The 17,849-nt window shown below is 67.8% G+C and carries 16 protein-coding genes; 8 read left to right on the top strand and 8 right to left on the bottom strand.

From position 1 onward, the window contains the following. Positions 1-26: 26 nt before the first annotated feature. Entirely contained in the window at positions 27-440 is a 414-nt protein-coding gene (locus AUR65_RS10210; RefSeq protein WP_058566795.1) for a DUF7113 family protein, read from the bottom strand. A gap of 134 nt (positions 441-574) precedes the next feature. Here AUR65_RS10210 and AUR65_RS10205 point away from each other — a divergent pair, with 134 nt between their 5' ends. Further along, positions 575-2,536 (top strand): ATP-binding protein, encoded by a 1,962-nt coding sequence (locus AUR65_RS10205; RefSeq protein ID WP_058566794.1) that lies wholly within the window; start codon positions 575-577, stop codon positions 2,534-2,536. 64 nt (positions 2,537-2,600) lie between these two features. Further along, positions 2,601-3,035 carry a universal stress protein gene (locus AUR65_RS10200; protein ID WP_058566793.1) on the top strand — a complete coding sequence of 145 codons (435 nt, stop codon included), beginning with the start codon at positions 2,601-2,603 and terminating at the stop codon, positions 3,033-3,035. Between the two features lie 41 nt (positions 3,036-3,076). Here the strand turns inward: AUR65_RS10200 and AUR65_RS10195 are convergent, their stop codons facing one another. Continuing rightward, the gene (locus tag AUR65_RS10195) at positions 3,077-4,615 is read right to left on the bottom strand and encodes a pyridoxal phosphate-dependent decarboxylase family protein (RefSeq protein ID WP_058566792.1); all 1,539 of its coding nucleotides are present in this window, start codon (positions 4,613-4,615) and stop codon (positions 3,077-3,079) included. A 175-nt stretch (positions 4,616-4,790) separates the two neighbouring features. Between AUR65_RS10195 and AUR65_RS10190 the strand changes: the two genes are divergently transcribed. Together AUR65_RS10190 and AUR65_RS10185 are read left to right on the top strand one after the other, a co-directional pair. Further along, positions 4,791-5,462, top strand: coding sequence for a nitroreductase family protein (locus AUR65_RS10190; RefSeq protein ID WP_058566791.1), 672 nt, complete (start codon positions 4,791-4,793; stop codon positions 5,460-5,462). 156 nt (positions 5,463-5,618) lie between these two features. Beyond that, on the top strand, positions 5,619-6,476 hold the full coding sequence (locus AUR65_RS10185; RefSeq protein WP_058566790.1) for a hypothetical protein: 858 nt from the start codon (positions 5,619-5,621) through the stop codon (positions 6,474-6,476). An 84-nt stretch (positions 6,477-6,560) separates the two neighbouring features. Here the strand turns inward: AUR65_RS10185 and AUR65_RS10180 are convergent, their stop codons facing one another. Further along, entirely contained in the window at positions 6,561-7,685 is a 1,125-nt protein-coding gene (locus AUR65_RS10180) for a KaiC domain-containing protein (protein ID WP_058566789.1), read from the bottom strand. A 174-nt stretch (positions 7,686-7,859) separates the two neighbouring features. Between AUR65_RS10180 and AUR65_RS10175 the strand changes: the two genes are divergently transcribed. Beyond that, positions 7,860-8,681, top strand: a complete 822-nt coding sequence (locus AUR65_RS10175) for an NAD(+)/NADH kinase (protein WP_058566788.1) — start codon at positions 7,860-7,862, stop codon at positions 8,679-8,681. Between the two features lie 18 nt (positions 8,682-8,699). Here the strand turns inward: AUR65_RS10175 and AUR65_RS10170 are convergent, their stop codons facing one another. Both AUR65_RS10170 and carB read right to left on the bottom strand, forming a co-directional pair. Further along, on the bottom strand, positions 8,700-9,452 hold the full coding sequence (locus AUR65_RS10170; protein WP_058566787.1) for an SDR family oxidoreductase: 753 nt from the start codon (positions 9,450-9,452) through the stop codon (positions 8,700-8,702). A 133-nt stretch (positions 9,453-9,585) separates the two neighbouring features. After that, positions 9,586-12,834 (bottom strand): carbamoyl-phosphate synthase large subunit, encoded by a 3,249-nt coding sequence (gene carB / locus AUR65_RS10165; RefSeq protein WP_058566786.1) that lies wholly within the window; start codon positions 12,832-12,834, stop codon positions 9,586-9,588. A 144-nt stretch (positions 12,835-12,978) separates the two neighbouring features. On the opposite strand from carB, the gene AUR65_RS10160 reads away from it, so the two are divergent. Next, positions 12,979-14,001, top strand: a complete 1,023-nt coding sequence (locus AUR65_RS10160) for a S66 family peptidase (RefSeq protein ID WP_058566785.1) — start codon at positions 12,979-12,981, stop codon at positions 13,999-14,001. A 24-nt stretch (positions 14,002-14,025) separates the two neighbouring features. Here AUR65_RS10160 and AUR65_RS10155 read toward each other — a convergent pair whose 3' ends face one another. From AUR65_RS10155 to AUR65_RS10145, 3 genes are all read right to left on the bottom strand, one after another. Next, positions 14,026-14,556 carry a DUF5815 family protein gene (locus AUR65_RS10155; RefSeq protein WP_004969680.1) on the bottom strand — a complete coding sequence of 177 codons (531 nt, stop codon included), beginning with the start codon at positions 14,554-14,556 and terminating at the stop codon, positions 14,026-14,028. Positions 14,557-14,713: 157 nt separating this feature from the next. After that, positions 14,714-14,965 (bottom strand): hypothetical protein, encoded by a 252-nt coding sequence (locus AUR65_RS10150; protein WP_058566784.1) that lies wholly within the window; start codon positions 14,963-14,965, stop codon positions 14,714-14,716. 165 nt (positions 14,966-15,130) lie between these two features. Further along, a complete protein-coding gene (locus AUR65_RS10145) occupies positions 15,131-15,352 on the bottom strand; it encodes a hypothetical protein (protein ID WP_058566783.1) in 222 nt (73 codons plus the stop codon). A 138-nt stretch (positions 15,353-15,490) separates the two neighbouring features. Between AUR65_RS10145 and AUR65_RS10140 the strand changes: the two genes are divergently transcribed. Further along, positions 15,491-16,726: a GNAT family N-acetyltransferase gene (locus AUR65_RS10140; RefSeq protein ID WP_058566782.1), complete on the top strand. Its 1,236-nt coding sequence runs from the start codon at positions 15,491-15,493 to the stop codon at positions 16,724-16,726. Positions 16,727-16,792: 66 nt separating this feature from the next. Further along, the gene (locus tag AUR65_RS10135) at positions 16,793-17,815 is read left to right on the top strand and encodes a sodium:calcium antiporter (protein WP_058566781.1); all 1,023 of its coding nucleotides are present in this window, start codon (positions 16,793-16,795) and stop codon (positions 17,813-17,815) included. The last annotated feature ends 34 nt before the right edge of the window (positions 17,816-17,849 follow it).

Below are 17,849 nucleotides of genomic sequence, written 5' to 3'. Positions count from 1 at the left end.
GGCGCAAAGCGAGCCGACTACCCGCCTCAGAGCGACGTGTCGCCCTCGGGAGAGCCCTCGTCGGCGGAGCGGCCCGCCGCGTCGGGCTGTTCGTCCTCCGGCGTTCCCTCCTCTTCGGGCCTGACGACCTCGACCCGCACGTCGTCGGCGGGGACGCCGACCCGAGCGAACTGCGTCCTGACGTGTTCTTTCGCCGCCGACAGCGCCTGCTCGCGGGTGTCGAAGCCGCGGGGAAGCGGCGTGTCGAAGGCGACGCGAATCGTCCGCCCGTCGATTTCGGTCTCCGAGCCGCCGCTTTCGACCTCGTAGAACTCGTCGCAGACCCAGACGTACGGCGCGTCCTCGTCCGGCGCGCCGCGGTAGGTCGGCGCTTGCTCCCCCCGTTCGAATATCGTACCGGTGAGTGCCGTGCCGCCGCCGTGACCGCGGACCAATAACATAGCCGGGCTAGGGGCGCGACACGGAAAAGTCGTACGCGACGGCCCGAAACCGCGGGATACGGGACCGACCGACACGGGACCGAGCGCCGTCGCCGACGCGTGGCTTTTTACTTGCCGCCCGCAAGCGTTGGAACATGACCGACCTGGGGGATTTCAGCGACTTCGCCGGCGACGACTCCGACGACTCGTCCGACGCGGGTCGAGACGAGCAGGCGGGGACCGCCGCCGGGAACGGGCGCTCCGCGCGTTCCGAACCCGTCTCGGAAACCGAGAGCGCGAGCGCCGCGAGCTCGGCCGACGGTGACGGCGTCGATGCCGACCGCGACGACCGCGACGGCGGCGATTCGACCGATGCGACCGGCGCGACCGACGACGCGGACGACCTGCAGTTCGACGAGTACGACGCCGACCCCGTCGGCGACGAGCGGGGCGTCGGCGCGATTGCGGTCTCGCAGGGGCTCCGCGTGTCGGAGGACCCGGAACGGACGGCGCTCCGGGCGTTCGTGACCGCGGGCAACCGCGAGCGCGTCCGCCTCGGGAAGTACCTCATCGTCCCCTACCCGGACGACGAACTGCTGTTCTGCCGCATCGTCGGCCTGGAGTACGCCCAGGAGTTTCAGGCCGACGACGCGACGGAGATTCACGCCCGCCGGGCGATGCGCCGCCCCGCAGACGAGTTCGAGGAGCGCGATTTCAAGTTCATGGCCGAACTCGAACCCATCGCCGTCCTGTTTTCCGACCGCGGCGAACTCAAGCGCCGGATGGTCGACCGCGTGCCGAAACCGCAGGCGACGGTCGGCGAGGCCACCGACGCGACCCAGATTAAGACCGGCCTGAAGATTCCCGAGGAGGGCGTCTTCCTCGGCCACCTCTCGGTCGGCGGCGAGAAGGTCCGGACCGCGGCCCGGCCGCCCACCATCGACTACCGACTGAAAGACGACTACACCGACGGCGACCCGCTCGTGTTCCGCCACACGCTCGTCGCCGGCGGCACCGGGTCGGGCAAGACCCACGCCTCGAAGAACATCCTGCGGCAGTATCTCTCGCAGGAGCGGAGCTACGAGATGGACGACGGCCGCGAGGTGCAGGCCGCGGTCGTCCAGTTCGACCCGCAGGACGAGTACGCCCAGATGCACGACGACAACCCGGACATGGACGCCGAGACGGCCCGACGCTACGAGCGCGAGGGCGTCGCCCACGGCGGCCACGACGACACCGTCGCGCTCGTCCCGAAGATGGCCGGGTCGTCGTACCCCGGCGCGAACCACCGCGCCGAGCAGTTGGAGTTCACCATCCCCTTCTCGATGGCGCGGGACCTCCCGTGGCTCGTCGCCGGCAGCAGCCTCAACGACAACCAGTACCCGGCGCTCATCGAACTCCTGAACCGGTTCTTCCGAAACTACGGCGACTCGGGGACGTACAAGGAGTTCCTGACCTTCCTCGACGACCCGGCGCTGAAAGAGGAACTCCACGAGTCGGGGCGGGTCCACGAGGCCACCTTCGACGCGGTGAAACGCCGGGTCCGCGGCGTCCCCAGCGGCGTGTTCGACCAGGACGCCCGCCCGATAACCGAACTCGACCACGAACTCGTCCGCCCCGGCGGGCTGACGGTCGTGCCGACCTACCATCTCTCGTCGAGTCGGGCGAAGGAGCTGTTCGTCCTCGCGGTGTCGGCGCTACTCATCGACGACAAACTCTCGAACGACCCCGCGAGCGACCGCATCAAGGAGACGCCGGTCGTCCTCGGGATGGACGAGGCGCACAACTTCCTCACCGACGCCGACACCGTACAGGCGCGGCAGGTCGTCCAGAAGTTCACCGAGGCAGCGAAGCAGGGCCGAAAGGAGCGCCTCGGGCTGTTCCTCATCACGCAGGACCCGCAGGACATCGACGGCTCGGTGTTCAAGCAGGTGAACACGAAGGTGGTGCTCAACCTCGGCGACGAGGACGCCATCAAGAGCGTCAACATCCCGCCGAACCTCGAAGACAAAGTGCCGTACATGGAGAAGGGGCAGATGGTCGTCTACTCGCCCGACAACTCCGAACCCGTCGAACTGACGGGGCTTTCGACCTGCGTGACGCGACACGGCGACTGAGCCTCGCGGGGCGGTCCGCCGGTCGCCGGGCGGGTTTTTAGCCCGCGACCGAGTAGGCCGCGACATGGCCGAACACGTGCTCGTTCCGATTGACGGGTCGCCGCAGTCAGTCGCCGCGGTCCGCTTCGCCGCGACGGAGTGGCCCGACGCGGAACTCACGCTTTTGAACGTCATCAACCCCGCCGACGCCGACTATCGAGAACGGGCGCTCAGCGGCTCCGAGGAGTGGTTCCAAGAGGAGAAACGGGAGGCGAGAGAGACGTTCGCCGAGGTGAAAGCCGAGGTCGGACTCGTCGACACCGACAGGCCGGTCACCGACCGCATCGAGGTCGGCAGCCCGCAGAAACTCATCGTCGAGGTGCTGAACGGCGACGACGCCGACTACGACCACGTCGTGATGGGGAGCCACGGGCGGACCGGCGTCTCGCGCATCCTGCTGGGGAGCGTCGCCGAGGAGGTCCTCCGCCGCTCGCCCGTGCCCGTGACCATCGTCAGGTAGGTTCGGAGCGGTTCGAGGGCGGAAGGTCCACCGGAACCCGGTTACACCGCCACCCCGAAGGCCTCGCGAAGCGTCGCGTCTTCTCGTTCACCGATGTCGCGAAGCGTCTCGAACGTCTGGTCGATGTCGTCGGTCGTGGTCCGGTGACTACAGACGGAAAGTCGCAGCACCGTCCTGTCGTATATCGACGTCGTCATGACGAACGCGACGTCGCTGAGTTGGATTTCGTCCGCGATTCGCTGGTTGAGCGCGTCGAGATAGTCGTCGACCGTTTCGCGAACGTTCGCATCGGCCGCGGCGGCCGCCCGGAGGTCCGGCGGGGCGTACTGGAACGAGTACAGGTAGAGGTTCGGTTCGTGGAGCGCGACGAAGTCGTCGGCGTCGCGGACTCTGGCGTCGAGATGTTCCGTGCACCGGACGGCCCGAGAGAGGCGCGTCCGATACCCCTCGACGCCGAGGTGTTTCAGACTCATCCAGACTTTCAGCGCCCGGAACCCCCGCGACATCTGCGGGCCGAGTTCGTAGTAATCCAGTCCCTCGTAGGGGGTCCGCTCCGTTCCCTCCAAGTAGGAGGCGTGCATCGCGAACGACCGTGCCATCGCCGAGGGGTCGCGCACGAGGACGCACCCGCACTCGTAGGGGACGGACAGCCACTTGTGCGGGTCCAACGTGACGGAGTCCGCGCGGTCCAACCCGGCGTACTGCGGGCGCTTCTCGGGGAGAATCGCGCCGACTGCACCGCACGCACCGTCGGCGTGGAACCAGATACCGCGTGCTTCGCAGACGTCAGCAATCGCCTCCAGCGGGTCGATTGCGCCGACGTTGATGGACCCGACCTGCGCGACGACGCAGAACGGGACGTCGCCGTCGGCCTCGTCACGGTCGAGTCGTTCGACGAGGGCGTCGACGTCCATCGTGAAATCGTCGTGACTCGGGACGAGTCGAACCGCGTCCGCGCCGAGACCGAGGATTTCCGCAACTCGGAAGACGGAGGAGTGTCCCTCGTGGTCGGCCATGTAGATGGTGAACTGGCCGGAGTGGTCATCGGATTGGAGGCCGCGGGATTTCGTATCGTACCCCGCCGTCGAACGGAGAGCGGTGAGAATCGCCGTCAGATTCGCCATCGTCCCACCGCTCGTGAACATCCCCCCGCAGTCCGCTGGATAGCCGACCATCTTGGCGACCCACTCGATAGTCTGTCGCTCGATTTCGGTCGCCGCCGGCGCCGGTTTCCATCCGCCGACGTTCATGTTGACCGAGGCGGCGAGCGCGTCTGCGAGAACGCCCATCGTCGTCCCGGAACCCATGACGTATCCGAAGTACCGCGGTGACCCCACGTGCGTCGAGTTCGGGAGTATCCGCTCGGGCCACTCGTCTAGAATGTCCTGTTGGCGCTGCCCGGTCTCCGGCAGCGGTTCGTCGAACGTCGCTTCGACTACTGATTGCGGTTTGGCCGGGAAGACCGGCAGTTCGTCCACGTGTTCGAAGTACTCCGCGATGATGTCGACCGTCCGATAGCCGAGGTCACGAAACTCGTCGGGGTCGAAGTCAGCCGGGTCGGAGTCTACTGCGGCCACCATGCTAGATAAACGCTAACATTCGAGATAGCGTTATCTCATGGCGTCGCTTCGGCCGCGCCAGTAACACGAGTGTAACCTGATAGAATCGATGCTATGAGTGCTGCGAGCACACCGGAATCGGCCGATTCACCCGGATTGCAACGTCATATTTCCGTGCCGTCCCTCGCGGGAACCGATGGAATTCACAGCGGTCGCGACGACCCGTCGCTCGGTCCACGACTACGCCGACGAGTCGCTCGACGACGAGACCCTCCAGACGATATTCGAAAACGCCGTGCAGGCCCCGTCGAGCTACAACCTCCAGCCGTGGGAGTTCGTCGTGCTGCGCGAAGACGAGACACAGCAGGCGCTCCGCGAGGCGGCCTACGACCAGGAACACGTCACCGGTGCCGCCGCGTCGGTCATCGTGCTCGGCAACAAGGACCCCGAGGCCCACGCCGAGACCGTCACCGGCGACATGCTGGGGAAGGGCTACCTGCCGAACGAGGAGGTCCGCGACGGCATCCTCGAGAACATCGCCGGCATGGCCGACCTCCCCGAACAGGAGCGCCGCGTCTGGACCGTCCGCTCGACGTCGCTCGTCGCCATGTCGCTCATGTACGCCGCGTGGGACGAGGGCGTGGCCACCTGTCCCATCGGCGGCTTCGACACCGACGCCGTCCTCGACGCGTTCGACATCGACGGCGAGCAGTACGAACCCGTGATGCTCCTGACGATGGGCATCCCCGCCGAGGACGCCGACGAGTTGCAGGCGGAGCGCAAGTACCGCCGCCCCGTCGACGAAGTCGTCCACTTCGAGGAGTTCGCGCCGGAGCGAGCGGTCACCGCGACGCCCGCCGACGACTGAATCGGACGCGCTGACACGCTGCACCAACTGCTCCCCGCTTTTCCCGCCGCTTACGCTCCGTGGAGGCGTCCCTCACGCGCGCCGATTCTCGCCCCGTGAGGAACGACAAACTCGACTATTCCGGTTCCTCCCGTATCTGTCTCTGGTGACTCGGAGATGAGAACCCGCATTCGACGCTGGCAGGTCGTCACGACGAGTAGCGTCGGCGTCCTGTCGGTCGTCGCGTCCCTCCTCGGACTGTTCCGGCCCGGACACTATCTCGACGCCCCGGCGTTCCGCCCGCAGTTGTTCGCACAGGACGTGACGATGCTCGTGGTCGGCGTTCCCGCCTTGGCAATCGGCCTCTGGCTTGCGGTTCAGGGGTCGCACCGCGGCCGGTTCGTCTGGCTCGGCGCGCTCGCCTACATGACCTACATGTGGGCGTCGGTCGGGCTACAAGTCGCGTTCAACCAGTTCTTCCTCGGGTACGTCGCCCTGTTTTGCCTCTCGCTTTTCACCTTCGTCGGCGGCGTCGTGACGACGGACGCCGACGAGGTGGCCGAACCGCTCGTCGGGAGCCTCCCGGAACGAGTCTACGCCGGATTCTTACTGCTCGTCGCGACGGGACTGGCGTTTCTGTGGCTCTCCGAACTCGTCCCGGCGACGCTCACGGGGACGACGCCGCGCCTCGTCGAGGAGGTCGGCCCGCAGGCCATGGCGTCTCACTTCATCGACCTCAGCGTCGTCGTTCCCGGTCTCGGGCTGTCAAGTCTCTGGCTCTGGCAGGGTCGTCCGTGGGGGTACGTCCTCGCCGGCGTCGGCGTCGTGTTCGGTGCGATTCTCGCACCGACGCTCACGCTCGGGACGGTCCTCCTCGCCACCGGCGGTGCCGTCACCGTGTCGCTCGTCTCCATCGCGTTCACCGTCCTTCCCGCGCTCGTCGCCGCGGCGCTCGCTGTCAAGTACGTTATCGCACTTCCCCGTAACTCGGAGCGCGAGGCCGTCGGAGAGGTCGGGAGAGGTGAGGTGAGGTGAGGTGAGGTGAGGTGAGGTGAGGTGAGGTGAGGTGAGGTGAGGTGAGGTGAGGTGAGGTGAGGAGTCTGACGCTCACGGAGGGCCCTAGAAAATATTCGCCTGCTGGTAGACGCTGATGCCCTCGTTCGTGAGTTCGTAGGGCTTGGTCTCGCGGGAGTGGTTGGCGTCGCGTATCTTCTGAATCTCGATTGCGAGCCGGGTCTCCCGGAAGTCGTCGCCGCGGACGTACTGGAGGACGAACACGGCGTCAGAGAGGTATTCGACGATGCCGTGCCGGGAGACGTAGGGGGTGGACTGGTCCGCCTCGGAGGTGAGCATCGTCGTCACGCCGGCGTCTTTCAGCGACCGCGTGAAGTTGAACACCTCGCTGCGGCGCTTCGAGGGGTGGTCGTACATCATCTCCAGAAGCGAGACGGAGTCGAGGACGAGTCGGTCCGCACCGAACTCCTCGACCAGTCGCGGGAGGTCGTTGCGGATGCTCGACAGGCTGTTCGCCATCTCCACGGGGTCGAGGTCTACGACGGCCAGTCGACCCTCCGCCTCGTGTTTCGAAAAGTCCCAGCCCTTCTCGTCGGCGGTGTCGAGGATGCGCTCGCGGCTCTCTTCGAGCGTGATGTAGACGCCGCTGTCGCCGTCTTCGAGCGCCTTCCGGAGGAACTGCAAGCCGAACGTCGTCTTGCCGGTCCCGGCGCTCCCGATGGCGACCATGAGCGACCGCTCGGGGACCCCGCCGAGAATCATGTCGTCGAGGCCCTCGATGCCGATGTCGATGCGGTCGATGTTGGAGTCGAACTCCTCGTCGTCGAACGTCGTCGGCTCCGACCCCTCCGGTCCGGGGCTGAACCCGAAGTCGCCGTCCGACGACTCGCCGCCGATGCCGCCGGCCGCGTCGGGCATCGGTGCGTTCTCGAACGCCGTGGCGAAGTCCATCGAAAACGGGTCCTCGTCGTCGCCGTCGGTCGGGCTGTCCTCGCGCTCACCGTCGCCGAACGGGGTGTCGCCGCCGAACGACAGCGGTTCTTCGACGTCTTCGTCCGTATCCGTCGATGCGGGTTCCTCGATTCCGGCCTCGGAGTCGGTTTCCGCCGACTCGTCGGTCTCGCCGTCGTCACGCTGCTCGCGTTCGTCCGGGTCCGCGTCGTCTGCGTCGGTCTCGCTGTCGTCGCGCTCGCGGAGTGCCCGCTCGAACCAGTCGTCGTCGCCGCTCACGGGAGCCACCACCGAACGACAGCGCGGCCGGCGTCCGTGCCTGCCATCACCTCATGGTGGGCAGGCGTCGTGATGAACGTTTCCCGTGCGCGGAGCTACCGCGCGGCGTCGAGGCGAACCGAGACCGGGCGGCGTGACGGTGGGCTTTTGCCCGGGGACATCAAACCGCGGGGCATGAAGGTCGGCATCGTCGCACAGAAGGGCAACAGCCGGGCCGCATCCCTCGCCGCGAACGCGAGCGAGGCGCTCGCCGAAGTCGACGCCGAGGCGGTCGTCGACGCGGCGACCGCCGAGGAGTTGGGCGTCGAGGGCGTGCCCGTCGAGTCGTTCGACGACTGCGACCTCGTGGTGAGCATCGGCGGCGACGGAACGTTCCTCTACGCCGCCCGCGGTGCCGACGGCGTCCCCATCCTCGGCGTGAACCTCGGCGAGGTCGGCTTCCTGAACGCCGTCTCTCCCGACGACGCCATCGACGAGGTGTTGGCCGAGGTTGCCGCGTTCCGCGAGGGGAGCCAGTCGATTCGGGAGGTGCCACGTATCGTCGCCCGCGGCGACGGCTGGGAGATGGACCCGTCGATGAACGAAGTCGTCGTCCACGGCCCGCGCCGGGGTCACGGCGGCGGCGCGGACTTGGACGTCCGCGTGAACGGCTCCGTGTACTCCGGCGGCCACGCCGACGGCGTACTCGTCACGACCCCCGCGGGCAGTTCCGCCTACAATCTCAGCGAGGGCGGGCCGCTCGTCCACCCGGGCGTCGAGGGACTCGTGGTCACCGAGATGGCGGCCGACGCGGGGATGCCGCCGCTCGTCGTCCCGTTGGATGCCGCGGTGACCGTCACCGTCACCGGCGCGCCGTCGTCGGTCGTCGTCGGCGACGGCCGGACCCGACGGACGGTGTCGCCGCCGACGGAGGTTCACATCGAGCGGTCCGACTCGCCGGTCCGACTCGCCGGGCCGACCTCCGACTTCTTCGAAGCGCTCGGCAAACTCGACTGACCGCGCCGCCGCGGTCGGCTACTCCGCGAGTTCTCGTTCGCCCTCGCCGCCCGAGGCCTCGGCGCGAGGGAGCGGCGTCCAGTCGATGTCGACCACGTTGTCCGCCCGCCCGCGAAGGCCGGGCCGGGAGACGACTTCGAACGTCCGGTTTTCCGTCTGACGGGTGAAAAGGGAGTGCGCGAGGACGTTCGCCACGTCGGCGCGGGGGACGCTCCCACAGACGGAGTCGCCGCCCTCGCCGACGACCACGTCGCCGGTCGCGGGGGCGTCGGTGAGCGCGCCGGGCCTGACAATCGTGTGGTCGAGCGGCGCGTCTCGGAGCCGATTCTCGCTTCGCTCCTTCGCCGAGAGGACGCCCGCCGCGGTGAGAATCGCGCGGAGCGACAGCGGGAGTCCGCCCTTCGAGTCGCCGACGCCGATGGAGGACATGAGAACGAAGCGCTGTGCGCCGGAGGCGGTCGCGGCGTCCACGAGGTTGACGACGCCCGCGCCGTCGACGAGGTCGCCGCGGATGGTTTCGAGTCCCGCCGAGACGCCGACCGCGGAGACGACGGCGTCGGCGTCGAGGACCGCCCGGCGGGCGTCGTCGGGGTCGAGGAGGTCGCCGACGACGACCTCGTCCGCGCCGCGCGCTCTGAGGTCCGGTTCGGCGTCGGCGTCGCGGGTCAGCGCCCTGACGACGAGGGGCGTCTCGGCCAGCGCATCGAGGACGTGCCGGCCCGTCCGACCCGTCGCACCGGCGAGGAGGACGCGACCGCGATTGCGTGCCATACCCGCGCATGGGGGCGGGGCTCAATAACCTTCGGGAACGCGTCAAAAGTCCGGGTCGGCGGCGGTCGGCGACCGGGAAAACGAGGAATCGGGTCGGCGGTGAGTCGAGTGGGTCGCGCGCCGTACTGGTTCCTTACTGGCCCCAGTTGGCGACGACGCGCGGGCGCTCGCCGACCGGGAGCACGTCGATGTCCTCGTCGGCCGCGCCGCGCGCTTCGAGGGCCGCCTTCGCGGAGGCGTACGTCGAGAAGTAGCTGACCTCCTCTTCGACGCAGTCGATGAGCGTCTCGCGGTCGCGGGAGACGACGAAGTCGAAGTTATCCTCACGGAGCATCGTGAGGAAGTCGTCGATGTCCCCGGGCGTGAGCACTTCGTAGTACTCGCCGAAGGCGTCGAGCAGTTCCTGTCCGGCCTCGCTGTCGGCGTCGGGGAACTCGGGGTCCGCGAGGTCCACGTAGATGGTGCCGTCGGCCGGAATCGGGTCGTTAGCCGCCGACTGGGCCTTCTCGTAGGCCTTGCCGAACGAGGTCGCGGTGCCCATGACCTCGCCGGTGGACTTCATCTCCGGGCCGAGACGCGGGTCCGAACCCGGCAGGCGGTCGAACGGGAGGACGACCTCCTTGACCGACACCTGCTCGGGAATCTGCTCGCTCACGTCGAGGTCGGCAAGCGAGTTGCCGGCCATGACTTTCGCCGCGAGCTTTGCGATTGGGACGCCCGTCGCCTTCGAGACGAACGGGACGGTGCGCGAGGAACGCGGGTTGGCTTCGAGGACGTACACGTCGTTCGAGCCCTCCTCGTTCTGCTTGACGGCGAGTTGGACGTTCATCAGGCCGACCGTGTCGAGGGCGCTGGCGATGTCCTCCGTGACCTCGCGGACGCGGGCCATCGTCTCGTCGTCGAGCGAGCGCGGCGGAATCATACACGCGGAGTCGCCGGAGTGGACGCCGGCGGCCTCGACGTGTTCCATCACGCCGCCGATGAGGACGTTCTCGCCGTCGGAGACGGCGTCAACGTCGAGTTCGACGCCGTCGGCGAGGAACTCGTCGATGAGGATGGGCTTGTCGGGGGAGACGCGAACGGCCTCCTCGATGTACTCCTTGAGGTCCGCGTCGGAGTGGACGATTTCCATCGCGCGGCCGCCGAGGACGTACGACGGGCGAACGAGCACGGGGTAGCCGAGGTCGTTGGCGAGGTCGAGCGCCTCTTCCTCGCTGGTCGCGGAGCCGCCTTCGGGCTGGAGGATGCCGAGGTCGTCCATCAGGCGGTTGAAGCGGTCGCGGTCCTCGGCGAGGTCCATCGCGTCGATGGTCGTGCCGAGAATCTCGCAGTCGACGCCGCGGCGCTTGAGTTCCGATTCGAGCGGGTGACCGATGTTGACCGAGGTCTGCCCGCCGAACTGGAGCATGACGCCGTCGGCGTCGATGGCCTCGATGACGTCGGCGACCTCTTCTGCCGTGATGGGCTCGAAGAACAGGCCGTCGGAGGTGTCGTAGTCCGTCGACACCGTCTCGGGGTTGTTGTTGACGACGTGCGCGTCGATGCCCATGTCGCGGAGCGCCTGCACCGCGTGGACCGAACAGTAGTCGAACTCGACGCCCTGCCCGATGCGGATGGGACCGCCGCCGACGACGACGACGCTCTCCATGTCGCGGTCGACGCGGAGTTCGTTACCCGCCGAGTCGCCCTCGAAGGGCCCGCGGAAGAACTCGGGTTTGCGGGCGGAGTAGTAGTACGGCGTCTGCGCGGCGAACTCGCCGGCGCAGGTGTCGACCTGCTTGTAGGTGCGGCCGGGGACGTTCTGTTCGACCTCGCCGACGCTCGTGCCGGTCGCCGCGGCGATGCTGGCGTTGGTGTGGCCGGCGGAGGCGGCGGCGGCGAAGTCGCCATCGGAGGCGGCCTCGACCGCTTCGACGACGCGGCCGAAGCGCTCGACGTACCACTCGTGGATGTCGGTCAGTTCGACCACGTCCTCCGTGGTGTAGCCGCGCTCGAACGCCTCGAAGATGGCGTACGGGCGGTCGGGGGTCGGTTTTTCGAGATACTCGGCTTCGAGTTCCTCGTCGGACACCTCGTCCCAGTCGGCGGCGGGGTCGTACTCGGACGAGCGGAGCGCCTTCAACAGCGACTCCTCGAAGGTGCGCCCGATGGACATCGCCTCGCCGGTGGACTTCATGGCCGTCGAGAGCTCGAAGTCCACGTCGGTGAACTTGTCCTTGGGCCACCGCGGGACCTTCGTGACCACGTAGTCGATTGCGGGCTCGAAGGCGGCGGTGGTCTCGCCGGTGATTTCGTTGGTAATCTCGTGGAGGCGCTTGCCGAGGGCGACCTTCGCCGTGACGCGGGCGATGGGGTAACCGGTCGCCTTCGAGGCGAGCGCGGAGGACCGCGAGACGCGCGGGTTCACCTCGACGACGCGGTACTCGCCGCCGGGAGTGCCGTCGTCGTGCCACGCGAACTGGATGTTACAGCCGCCCTGAATACCGAGTTCGCGGATGACCTGGAGCGCGGCGTCGCGCATCTCCTGGTGGCCCTCGTCGGGGATGACCTGCGAGGGCGTGACGACGGTGGACTCGCCGGTGTGAATCCCCATCGGGTCGATGTTCTCCATGTTGCAGATGATGATACACGAGTCGTCGGCGTCGCGCATCACCTCGTATTCGAGTTCGACCCACCCGGAGATGGACTCCGTGATGAGCACCTCGCTGTTGCGCGAGAGGCGGAGGCCCTTGCGGACGCGGGAGACGAGTTCGTCCATCTCGTGGACGACGCCGGAGCCGGAGCCGCCGAGCGTGTAGGTCGTCCGCGAGATGACCGGCAGGCCGCCGACGGCGTCGACGGAGTCTTCGACGCGCTCTTCGAGGGCCTCCTCGGTGATGTTCTCGACCGCCTCGCCTTCCTCCAGCGAGATGGTCGTCGACTTCGGGACGGGCTGGCCGATTTTCTCCATGCGCTGGCGGAAGAGGTCGCGGTCCTCCGTCGCGTAGATGGTGTCGAGCGGCGTGCCCATGATGTCCACGTCGAACTCCTCGAGGACGCCTTCCTCTGCGAGTTCGGCCGTGACGTTGAGTCCGGTCTGACCGCCCAGTCCGGCGATGACGCCGTCGGGGCGCTCGCGTTCGATAATCTCGGAGATGGCCTCGGTCGTGATGGGTTCGATGTAGACCTTGTCGGCCATCTCGGGGTCGGTCATGATGGTCGCGGGGTTCGAGTTGACGAGGACAACTCGCGCGCCTTCCTCTCGGAGCGCGCGGCAGGCCTGCGCGCCGGAGTAGTCGAATTCCGCCGCCTGTCCAATCTGGATTGGGCCGCTTCCGATGAGCAAAATCGTCCGGTCCTCTGTGCCTTGCTGAGGTCCGGTCGAGGTGTCCTCGTCAGTCATCGTCGGAATCCAATCCGCACATCGTAATAAGTCCGGCGAAAAATTACGAGGTCCGAAACTCGATTGCGAATTTCGAAAAGGTCCCCGAACGACGCTGTCGCGGCCGGGGAAGGCTTTTGACGGGTATCCGAGTACCGGCTACGCATGCCCGCGGTATTCACGACGCCGCCGCCGCTCGACGCCGGGAGCCGAGTCGCGGTCGTCGCGCCGTCGCGCCCCATCGACGAATCACACTTGGACCGCGCGTGCGCGCGACTCCGCGACGTGTTCTCGCTCGACCCGGTCGTCTTCGAGTCCGCCCGCCGCGATTGGGAGTGGCTCCGGGACAACCCGGCGGCGCGCGCGGAGGACGTGATGGAGGCCTTCGAGGACCCGTCGATACGCGGCGTCATCGCCGTCACCGGCGGCGACGACCAACTGCGGGTGCTCCCGCATCTCGACCCGACCAGGCTGACCGCGTCACCGACGCGCTTCTTCGGCTTCAGCGACAACGACAACCTCCGGCTGTTCCTCTGGAACCACGGCGTCGTGAGCTACGGCGCGACGCTCCACCCGACGCTCACCGTGGACCCCGAAATCCACCCGTACGTCGAGCGATACCTCCGGCGGGCGTTCTTCGAGCGCTCTCTCGGCGTCGTCGAACCCGCGCCGGAGTGGACCGACGACTGGTTCGACTTCGACACCGAAGAACCGCGGGAGTGGCACGACAACCCGGGGCGGACGTGGCGGGGCGACGACCGCGTGACGGGTCGGCTCTGGGGCGGCAATTTCAGCGTCCTGAAGTGGCACCTCCAGACCGGTCGCTACCTCCCCGACCCCGAGGAACTCGACGGGGCGGTGCTCGCGCTCGAAACCTCGGAGGACGTGCCGCTGCCCCGCGAGGTCCGCTACACCCTGCGGGCGATGGGCGAACGCGGGCTGTTAGAACGGTTCGACGGGGTCGTGGTCGGTCGCCCGCGGACGTACTCGCCCGGACTGGAGTGGGAGCCGCCGGCCGATTACGGCGCGCAACTCCGCGCGGAGGTGCTGTCGGTCCTCGACGCGTACAACCCCGACGCGACGGCGGTGTTCGACGTGGAGTTCGGCCACGCCGACCCGACGGTGCCGCTCCCGCTCGGCGCGAAGGCGACGCTGGACCCGACGGTCGGGCGGCTTCGAATCGATTGAAAAACGAGGGTCCCCGCCCGCGCGCTACATGTACGGTTCGGGGTCGAGGTCGCGCTGGGCGCGGTACTGGTCGACGAACTCGCTCACGTCGAACTGCAGCATCTTCGACTCGAACTCCGAGACGACGTCGTCGTCGTCGGCGTGGCTGACGGCGTGTTCCATCAGTTCCACGACGAGTTCGACGATTATCTCGTGGAGCCTTCGAGAATCGAAATCGGTCACCCAGACGATACCCGCGCCGAGTTCGCCGTCCTCGGACACGTCTTCGGAGACGACGGCCTCGGGGAACTCCTCGAGGACGATGCCCATGAGGTGGGCCGTCCCGAACTCGGGCATGTCGTCGCTCGTGGTCTCGATGGTCTCCTGAAGGATTTCGACGAGGAACTCCGGGAGGAAGCGGTCGGGCGGGTGAACGTCCATGACGACGGCGTGGCTGTCGCCGCACGGACAGTCGAACTCCCGTTTGCCCAAGTCGAGTTCCCGGACGCGCTTCGTCTCGCCGCAGGGGAGGTCCAAGACGGCCCCGCGGCCGCCGGGAACGCTCGGTTCAGACATACCCGTGGGTTGCGGTTCTCGCCGTTTAAACGTCGCGTTCTTCGGAATCGGCGCGAGCGAAAAACGAGTCGCGGACCGTCGGTTGCGGTCGGTCGGTCCGTCGTACTGTCGGCGAAAAACGGTGGTGGGGAGGGCGAAACCGCCCGTCGGCGTCCCCTCAGCGACGGCCCGAGACGTAGACGATGGGGCCGACGATGAGCAGCGTGATCCCGAGGAACAGGTAGTGGGGCTGAGCCAGCGTCACCGGGGTCAGAAGGAAGATGAGCCCGAACACCGTGGTGTTGATTCCGAGGACGTGCCGGGACTTCAGCGGCAGCGTTCCAACCGTCGACAGGATGAACACGAGCAACAGCGCCTGCCCGATGTTGTAGTCGAGCAGGAAGGTGTCTACGAGCTGAAGGGGAAGCATTCTTGTTTTCTCGGTCGGTTCGAATCGACTATCAAAGTTCCGTTATTCTCGTTGGAAACCGGCGGTCGAACCCCCCGATATTGGGGCAACCGGGCGGTCGACGCGGTCCTCGGAGTCGGTGAACACCGCTGTCGGCGCGGGTGACGCCCGACGGACGGGGGCGCGCTACTCGGCCGGGCCGGTGATGTCGAGCGGGCGAATCCACCCGTACCAGACGACGAGCACCATGCCCGCGTAGCCGACGACGAACACGACCATCCCGAGGTCGTTGTAGCCGGCCTCACCGAGGAGGCGGCGCGCCACGCCCGGGAGGACGATGCCGAGCGTCACGACCGCCGCGAGGAGGAGGTTCCCCCGCGACAGAAACGACTGCTTCGTCTCGCTCATGTGCAGGGCTCGGGACCGAGGCGACGTGAATCGCACGGTTCGGGAAGCGGCCTTTGACCCCCGTCTCGACGCGCCGAATCGCTCGACTGCGCGCCCGCGGCACCGAAAACCTATATCGTCCCCCGACGCACCGCGGGTATGCACCTCCGTCCCCTCCCCGAGGAGCACCGCGAGACGTACCGCGAGTTCCTCAACTACGCCTTCCGCCCCGAGAACGGCCCCGACTGGTCGGACGAGCGAGTCCCTGACCCCGAGGGCTACCACCCGCGAGGGTTCTACGACGCCCCGCCCGACGCGCCCGTCGGGGACCTCGACGCGGCCGACCTGCGGACGGTGTGTGCCTTCTACGACTTCACGGCCCGGGTCCGCGGCGAGTGGCACCCGCTCCCCGGTATCTCGGCGGTCGCGTCACCTCCAGAGGCGCGCCGACAGGGCCACGTCGCCGCGATGCTCGACGACCTCCTCGCGGAGTTCCGCGACACCGACAGGTATCTCTCGGCGCTCTGGCCGTTCGAGTACGCCTTCTACCGCCGATTCGGCTGGGCGACGGCGAACAACTACGCGAAGACGGCGGTGCCGCCCGACGAACTCGGTGCGGTCGCCGCCGACCCGGCCGGGGAGTTCGTCCGACTCGACGCCGACGACTGGGCCCGGGTCAAGGCCGTGCACGCCGCCGCGGCGACCGAAGACCTCGCGGTGGACCGGAGCGAGGGCTGGATTCGCCATCGACTGTTCCGCGGGTGGGACGACGACCCGTTCGTCTACGGCTGGGAGCGAGACGGCGACCTCCGAGGCTACGTCGTCTACGACGTGACCGGCGACTGGGAGTCGCGGACGCTGTCCGTGGACGAACTCGTCGCCGCCGACGCCGAGGCCCGCGCGCAGCTGTTCAGGTTCCTCCGAGACCACGACTCGCAGGTCGACGAGGTCGTCCTCTCGTCGGAACACGAATCGACCCGGCTCATCGACGACCTGACCGACCCGCGGGCGGCGACGGTCGAACTCAAGCCCGGCCCGATGGTCCGTATCGTGGACGTTCGGGCCGCCCTCGAAGCCGTCTCGTTCCCCGCCGACGCCGCCTGCGACCTCGTCCTCGCGGTCGAAGACGACCGATGCGACTGGAACGACGGTCCGTTCAGCCTCGTCGTCGCCGACGGCGAGGCGAGCGTCGAATCGGTCGGCGACGACGCCGGTCCCGACGCCGTCCCCGACGCAACTGTCGAAATCGGAGCGCTCTCGCAACTCCTCGTCGGCGCGCGAGCCGTCGAGGCGCTCGCCCGCACCGAGCACCTCTCAGTCGCTGATGAGGAGGCGGCCGACGCTCTCGCCTCGGTGTTCACGGGGCGAGACCTGTACCTGCGCGAGGGATTCTGAGCGCGCAGAGTCGGACCTGTCAGCCGGTCGGGTCGGTTTTTTCCCACCGGCCGCCGAAATGCGGGCGTGGCATCAGTTCCGGTTCTCGTCGGGTTCGCGGTCGCCGGCGCGGTCCTCGCGTGGAAGGGAGGCGACATGCTCGTGCAGGCCTCGGACCGGTTGGGCGCGTACTACGGCCTCCCCGCTATCGTGCAGGGGGCCATCATCGCCGCCGTCGGGTCGAGCTTTCCCGAGCTATCGAGCATCGTCATCGCCACGCTCCGCTACCAGTCGTTCGAAATCGGTATCGGCGCGGTCGTCGGCTCCGCCGTCTACAACATCCTCATCATCCCGGCCGTGTCGGCGTTGGTCGGCGAGGGCCAGCGGCTCGCCTCGAACCGCGACCTCGTCTACAAGGAAGCGCAGTTCTACCTGCTTTCCATCGCCGTTCTCGTGCTCACGTTCTCGCTGGCGGTCATCTACCGACCCGCCGCCGACACCGCGAGCCTCGACGGGTTCGTGAGCCCCGCGCTCGCGCTCATCCCTCTGGCGCTGTACGGCCTGTATCTGTTCATGCAGTACCACGACACGCTGGAGCACCGCGCCGGGCTCACCGCCGTCGTCAACGACGTGGACCCGAGGCGCGAGTGGGCCGCCCTCGTGGGGTCGCTCGCGGTCATCCTCGTCGGGGCCGAACTGCTCGTCCGCGCGGCGGTCGGCCTCGGCGACGCCTTCGGCACGTCGCCGTTCCTCTGGGGGCTGACGGTCGTCGCCGCCGGGACGAGCCTGCCGGACACGTTCGTGAGCGTCGCGGCCGCCCGGCAGGGCAACGCGCCGATGAGCCTCGCAAACGTCTTCGGGAGCAACGTCTTCGCGCTCCTCGTCGCCCTCCCCGTCGGCATCCTCATCGCCGGCGGCACGGTCGTCGCCTTCGACGAAGTCGTGCCGATGATGAGTTTCCTCACGGGCGCGTCGATCGTCTTCTTCGCCGTCCTCCGGACCGAGATGGCGCTGACGCGCGGCGAGGCGTACGTCCTCCTCGGAGCCTACGCGCTGTTCGTCGCGTGGCTGGTCGCAGAGAGCCTCGGCGTGACGGGCATCCTCGGCTGAGGCGACGCTCGGGAGTAGTCACTCGGAAAACTGA

The organism is Haloferax marisrubri, assembly GCF_001469875.2.
Classification (GTDB): Archaea; Halobacteriota; Halobacteria; order Halobacteriales; family Haloferacaceae; genus Haloferax; species Haloferax marisrubri.
This window is presented reverse-complemented; position numbering and strand designations above follow the sequence as displayed.

Excerpts from the sequence above, each read along its gene's own strand:
- AUR65_RS10210 (WP_058566795.1), bottom strand. The coding sequence starts at position 440 with ATGTTATTGGTCCGCGGTCACGGCGGCGGCACGGCACTCACCGGTACG.
- AUR65_RS10145 (WP_058566783.1), bottom strand. The coding sequence starts at position 15,352 with ATGAGCGAGACGAAGCAGTCGTTTCTGTCGCGGGGGAACCTCCTCCTC.
- carB (WP_058566786.1), bottom strand. The coding sequence starts at position 12,834 with ATGACTGACGAGGACACCTCGACCGGACCTCAGCAAGGCACAGAGGAC.
- AUR65_RS10150 (WP_058566784.1), bottom strand. The coding sequence starts at position 14,965 with ATGCTTCCCCTTCAGCTCGTAGACACCTTCCTGCTCGACTACAACATC.
- AUR65_RS10160 (WP_058566785.1), top strand. The coding sequence starts at position 12,979 with ATGCCCGCGGTATTCACGACGCCGCCGCCGCTCGACGCCGGGAGCCGA.
- AUR65_RS10175 (WP_058566788.1), top strand. The coding sequence starts at position 7,860 with ATGAAGGTCGGCATCGTCGCACAGAAGGGCAACAGCCGGGCCGCATCC.
- AUR65_RS10195 (WP_058566792.1), bottom strand. The coding sequence starts at position 4,615 with ATGGTGGCCGCAGTAGACTCCGACCCGGCTGACTTCGACCCCGACGAG.
- AUR65_RS10170 (WP_058566787.1), bottom strand. The coding sequence starts at position 9,452 with ATGGCACGCAATCGCGGTCGCGTCCTCCTCGCCGGTGCGACGGGTCGG.
- AUR65_RS10205 (WP_058566794.1), top strand. The coding sequence starts at position 575 with ATGACCGACCTGGGGGATTTCAGCGACTTCGCCGGCGACGACTCCGAC.
- AUR65_RS10190 (WP_058566791.1), top strand. The coding sequence starts at position 4,791 with ATGGAATTCACAGCGGTCGCGACGACCCGTCGCTCGGTCCACGACTAC.
- AUR65_RS10185 (WP_058566790.1), top strand. The coding sequence starts at position 5,619 with ATGAGAACCCGCATTCGACGCTGGCAGGTCGTCACGACGAGTAGCGTC.
- AUR65_RS10200 (WP_058566793.1), top strand. The coding sequence starts at position 2,601 with ATGGCCGAACACGTGCTCGTTCCGATTGACGGGTCGCCGCAGTCAGTC.
- AUR65_RS10140 (WP_058566782.1), top strand. The coding sequence starts at position 15,491 with ATGCACCTCCGTCCCCTCCCCGAGGAGCACCGCGAGACGTACCGCGAG.
- AUR65_RS10155 (WP_004969680.1), bottom strand. The coding sequence starts at position 14,556 with ATGTCTGAACCGAGCGTTCCCGGCGGCCGCGGGGCCGTCTTGGACCTC.